Genomic DNA, 6,000 nt, shown 5'->3' with positions numbered 1-6,000 from the left:
AGGGTACCGTTCTTCGGCGCCTCGCCCACGGTATAGCTGAGCTCGTCGCCATCCACATCGGACGCGCTGATAGCGCCGCTGATCGGGGTGTCTTCTGCGGTAGTCAGCGTTTGATCGGCGGTGACCGGTACATCGTTGACCGCGGTCACGCCGATATTCACCGTGCTAACGGTGGTACCGCCCTGTCCATCATCCACCGTGACGGTAAAGCTGTCACTGCCGTTAAAGTTGCTTGCCGGGGTATAGGTGTACTCGCCGGTAGCCGGATCCAGCGTCAAGGTGCCGTTTTTCGGCTGCTCGCCCACCGTGTAGCTCAGCTCGTCGCCATCCACATCGCTGGCGGTAATTTGCCCGATCACCGGCGTATCTTCCGTCGTGGTGAGGGTCTGATCCGACGTCACCGGTACGTCATTCACCGACGTGACGCCGACATTCACGGTACTGACCGTCGTGCCGCCATTACCGTCCGCGACCGTGACGGTAAAACTGTCATTGCCGTTAAAGTTGGCGGTCGGCGTATAGGTATACTCACCGGTGGCCGCATCCAGTGTTAGCGTACCGTTCTTCGGCTGCTCACCCACCGTGTAGCTCAGCTCGTCACCGTCCACATCGGACGCGCTGATGGTACCGCTGATCGGGGTGTCTTCTGCGGTAGTCAGAGTCTGATCGGCAGTGACCGGTACATCGTTGACCGCGGTGACGCCGATATTCACGGTACTGACGGTGGTACCGCCCTGTCCGTCATCCACCGTCACGCTAAAGCTGTCACTGCCGTTAAAGTTAGCGGTCGGCGTGTAGGTGTACTCACCGGTAACCGCGTCCAGCGTCAGCGTACCGTTTTTCGGCTGCTCGCCCACGGTATAGCTCAGTACGTCGCCGTCCACATCGGATGCGCTAATCGTACCGCTGATCGGCGTGTCTTCCGCCGTCGTCAGGGTTTGATCGGCCGTGACCGGCGTATCGTTGACGGCGGTGACGCCGATATTCACCGTGCTGACCGTGGTGCCACCCTGTCCATCAGCCACCGTCACGCTAAAGCTGTCACTGCCGTTAAAATTGCTTGCCGGGGTATAGGTATACTCCCCGGTAGCGTCGTCCAGCGTCAGCGTACCGTTCTTCGGTGCCTCACCTACCGTGTAGCTCAGCTCGTCGCCATCGACATCGCTGGCAGTAATTTTCCCGATCACCGGCGTATCTTCCGCCGTGGTGATCGTTTGGTTGGCCGTGGCCGGCGCATCGTTGACCGCGGTAACGCCGACATTCACGGTACTGACCGTCGTGCCGCCATTACCGTCCGCCACCGTGACGGTAAAGCTGTCACTGCCATTAAAGTTGCTTGCCGGGGTATAGGTATACTCCCCGGTAGCCGGATCCAGCGTCAGCGTACCGTTCTTCGGCGCCTCGCCCACGGTATAGCTCAGCTCGTCGCCATCCACATCGCTGGCGGTAATTTGCCCGATCACCGGCGTATCTTCCGTCGTGGTGAGGGTCTGATCCGACGTCACCGGTACGTCATTCACCGACGTGACGCCGACATTCACGGTACTGACCGTAGTACCGCCATTACCGTCCGCTACCGTGACGCTAAAGCTGTCATTGCCGTTAAAGTTGCTTGCCGGCGTATAGGTGTACTGCCCGGTGGCCGCGTCCAGTGTTAACGTACCGTTTTTCGGCTGCTCGTCCACGGTATAGCTGAGCTCGTCGCCGTCCACATCGGATGCGCGGATGGCGCCGCTAATCGGGGTGTCTTCCGCGGTAGTCAACGTCTGATCGGATGTCACCGGCGCATCGTTGACCGCGGTGACGCCGATATTCACGGTACTGACGGTGGTACCGCCCTGTCCATCAGCCACCGTGACGGTAAAGCTGTCACTACCGTTAAAGTTAGCGGTCGGCGTATAGGTGTACTCGCCGGTAGCGACGTCCAGCGTCAGGGTGCCGTTCTTGGGCTGCTCGCCCACGGTGTAGCTCAGCACGTCGCCATCCACATCGGATGCGCTGATGGCGCCGCTGATCGGGGTGTCTTCCGCGGTAGTCAGCGTCTGATCGGCCGTCACCGGCGTATCGTTGACCGCAGTCACACCAATATTCACCGTGCTGACCGTGGTACCGCCCTGCCCGTCAGCCACTGTCACCGTAAAGCTGTCATTGCCGTTAAAGTTGCTTGCCGGGGTATAGGTATACTCCCCGGTAGCCGCATCCAGCGTCAGCGTACCGTTCTTCGGCGCCTCGCCCACCGTGTAGCTCAGCTCGTCGCCATCGACATCGCTGGCAGTAATTTTCCCGATCACCGGCGTATCTTCCGCCGTGGTGAGCGTCTGATCCGCCGTGGCCGGCGCATCGTTGACCGCGGTGACGCCGATATTCACCGTGCTAACGGTGGTGCCGCCTTGTCCATCAGCCACCGTGACGCTAAAGCTGTCACTACCGTTAAAGTTGGCGGTCGGCGTATAGGTATACTCACCGGTGGCCGCATCCAGCGTCAGCGTACCGTTCTTCGGTGCCTCACCTACCGTGTAGCTCAGCTCGTCACCATCGACATCGCTGGCGGTAATTTTTCCGATCACCGGCGTATCTTCCGTCGTCGTCAAACTCTGATCCGCCGTCACCGGCGCATCGTTGACCGCGGTGACGCCGACATTCACGGTACTGACCGTAGTACCGCCATTACCGTCCGCCACCGTGACGCTAAAGCTGTCATTACCGTTAAAGTTAGCGGTCGGCGTATAGGTATACTCACCGGTGGCCGCATCCAGCGTCAGCGTACCGTTCTTCGGTGCCTCACCTACCGTGTAGCTCAGCTCGTCGCCATCGACATCGCTGGCGGTAATTTTCCCGATCACCGGCGTATCTTCCGCCGTGGTGAGCGTCTGATCCGCCGTGGCCGGCGCATCATTCACCGCGGTAACGCCGACATTCACGGTACTGACCGTAGTACCGCCATTACCGTCCGCGACCGTGACGGTAAAGCTGTCATTGCCGTTAAAGTTGGCCGTCGGCGTATAGGTATACTCCCCGGTAGCCGGATCCAGTACCAGAGTACCGTTCTTCGGCGCCTCGCCCACCGTGTAGCTGAGCTCGTCGCCATCGACATCGCTGGCGGTAATTTGCCCGGTCACCGGCGTATCTTCCGTCGTGGTGAGGGTCTGATCCGACGTCACCGGTACGTCATTCACCGACGTCACGCCAATATTCACGGTACTGACGGTTGTGCCGCCCTGTCCGTCCGCCACCGTGACGGTAAAGCTGTCACTGCCGTTAAAGTTGGCGGTCGGCGTATAGGTGTACTCGCCGGTAGCGTCGTCCAGCGTCAGCGTACCGTTCTTCGGCGCCTCGCCCACCGTGTAGCTCAGCTCGTCGCCATCCACATCGCTGGCGGTGATCTGTCCGACCACCGGCGTATCTTCCGTCGTCGTCAAACTCTGATCCGCCGTCACCGGCGCATCGTTGACGGCAGTAACGCCAATGCTGACCGTGCTGCTCACGGTACCGCCTCGTCCGTCATCCACCGTGACGATAAAGCTGTCATTGCCGTTAAAGTTGGCGGTCGGCGTATAAGTATATTCCCCGGTAGCCGGATCCAGCGTCAGGGTACCGTTCTTCGGCTGCTCGCCCACCGTATAGTTCAGCGTATCGCCATCGACATCGCTGGCGGTAATCTGTCCGGTGACCGGCGTATCTTCTGCGGTAGTGAGATGCTGATCAGTGATTATCGGCACCGCATTTAGTCCGACATCGTTATTGCTGTTTGTCGTCGTCAATGCCGAAGAATTGATGTCAGTTTGATCGCTTGATGTGCGTGAGTCGGCAGATAAGTTATCCGTGTCAAAACCAGTTGATACATCAACAATCTGCCCGGTTAATTCCAACACCACTGGCGTATGACTGCCGCCGCCGTCCCCGGCCTCGCCGATATCGCTATTCCCGGCTGCCGTTGGATCCAATATTTGCGTAGGGTCTTCCCCTTGAGCAATAGCGGATTGTATGGATGCGACGTCATCATTATTATCCGCCGAGGTCGTGCCTTTATTGCTCACGCCAGCAACGTCACTCCAACTGCTGTCGCGACCTAAATCCAGTGTGCGTCCATCAGGTAACGCGATCGAAACAGCGCCGTTATCTCCCGTAACGACCTCCTCACCGCTGTAGATACGTTCACCTGCGACTAATAACCGTTGACTGCCGTCCAAAGAGACGACAAAAACCTGACCGATAACGAATTTGATGATACCGATTACGCTATTCAAAATAGTTCCCCTTGCTATCTAATTATTATTTTGTGTTATGGATAATTAGTAATAGATTGCGACATCATCCTGATGACTTGCTCTTGCCGGACAAGCATACTGTAAAATTGATTTTATTATTACCGTAAACCGACTTCTTATGTGTCGATCTCTTGACTCAACGGCCAATATAATAAAAAATCCTGCCTGTTCTTTCCAGAAGAATACTCACCTTGAGTAAATAAGATGTTTTAAATGGTTTTCATTTCCTTAAAAATTAACGCACTGATATTGAATATCTTATTATCAGACTGGTTATCAAACCATAAGTGTAACTAATCTTTAGGTCGGCATAAGAAGAAAAATCACAAAATCAACATTTTTGCAGGAAAATAATATAATGGTTTATAATAAATATAGGTTATCAACTTTACTTTTCATTTCGGTTTTTAGTAATTACGTTCATGCTGATACTATTCAGGATGCAATTAAACACACTCTCAACACTCATCCAGAAGTCAGCGCTTCTATTAATAGCCGTTTTTCTGCCGACCATGATTTACGTGCGGCCAAAGGCGGATACCTCCCTTCCATAACGTTAAACGCAGGGACCGGTCGTCAAGAAACGGATAGCGCTTCCACCCGCGCCAGCGGCGATCACCGGGTCGAGTTGAGCCGTAGGGAATCCGGTATTAACGTAAACCAGATGGTTTTTGACGGTTTCGCCACGTCCAGCGAGGTCGGACGGCAACGCGCTACGGTGGATTCCCGAGCTTATAAGGTGTTAACTTCCAGCGAAAATACCGCATTAAATGCCGTGCAGGTTTATCTTGATGTGTTGCAGCGCCAGGAGTTTGTCCGCCTCGCTGAAATCAATCTCGCCAGCCATGAACGTATTTACGATCAGATAAAACTGCGCAGTCAGCAAGGCGTCGGCCGCCTTGCCGATATGGAACAGGCGGAAGCCCGTCTGGCCCAGGCCCGTAATAATGTCTTGACGGAAAAAACCAATCTTGATGATGCCCGAACCAATTACTACAGCGTAGTGGGTAAGGAACCGGAGAATCTGACTATTCCTGTCGCTTCCACGATTACTCTGCCGGCGTCTCTGGTAGAAGCGCGGAAGATCATGCTGGCCAATAATCCGTCATTGAAATCCGCCGAATCCGACATTGAAGCGACCGAAAAACAGTACGAAGCAGCCAAATCCACCTTTTATCCACGGGTAAATATTGAGCTGGCGCGCAATGTGGATAACAACATTGACGGCGTTCGCGGCCACAATAACGAATGGCAGGCGATGGTAAGAATGAGCTACAATCTGTACGAAGGCGGGAGCAGCAAAGCCAATATGGAATCAAAGGCTTATCAAATCAAAGAGGCGCAGGACGTAAGAAATAATGCCCTACGTTTGCTTAATGAAGAGTTGCGATTGGCCTGGTCTGCGTTAAATAACGCCCGTCAGCAACTTCCTATCGCCGCAGAATATGCCGATCGCAGCATGCGGGTACGCACCGCTTATCAAAAGCAGTTCAGTCTAGGCGAAAGAACGCTGTTGGATTTGCTGGACAGTGAAAATGAGTTATTTACCGCGCAACGCCGCCTGGTGGAAGTTCGATTTATCGCGCTATTTACCGAATATAGGATAAAATCGCGCATGGGGGATTTATTGAAGAGTTTATCCATTCCGGCGCCGGCAGCCAGCAATAGCCTGACGAATGTGACAACTCATGCAGAGTTACCCGTATTGAATTAATACGCCATTCGGCTATGC

At 54.8% G+C, this 6,000-nt stretch carries 2 protein-coding genes; one reads left to right on the top strand and one right to left on the bottom strand.

Annotated features, from left to right (window positions below; all coding sequences use genetic code 11):
• On the bottom strand, positions 1–4,247 hold a 4,247-nt coding region (locus ABRZ28_RS18365), incomplete at its 3' end, for a retention module-containing protein (protein WP_330521083.1).
• 379 nt (positions 4,248–4,626) lie between these two features.
• Here ABRZ28_RS18365 and ABRZ28_RS18360 point away from each other — a divergent pair.
• On the top strand, positions 4,627–5,982 hold the full coding sequence (locus ABRZ28_RS18360; protein ID WP_319604285.1) for a TolC family outer membrane protein: 1,356 nt from the start codon (positions 4,627–4,629) through the stop codon (positions 5,980–5,982).
• Positions 5,983–6,000 lie beyond the last annotated feature (18 nt).

The organism is Brenneria sp. g21c3, assembly GCF_040240345.1.
Classification (GTDB): domain Bacteria; phylum Pseudomonadota; class Gammaproteobacteria; order Enterobacterales; family Enterobacteriaceae; genus Brenneria.
This window is presented reverse-complemented; position numbering and strand designations above follow the sequence as displayed.

Coding starts and splice junctions, on each gene's coding strand:
- ABRZ28_RS18360 (WP_319604285.1), top strand. CDS start 4,627: ATGGTTTATAATAAATATAGGTTATCAACTTTACTTTTCATTTCGGTT.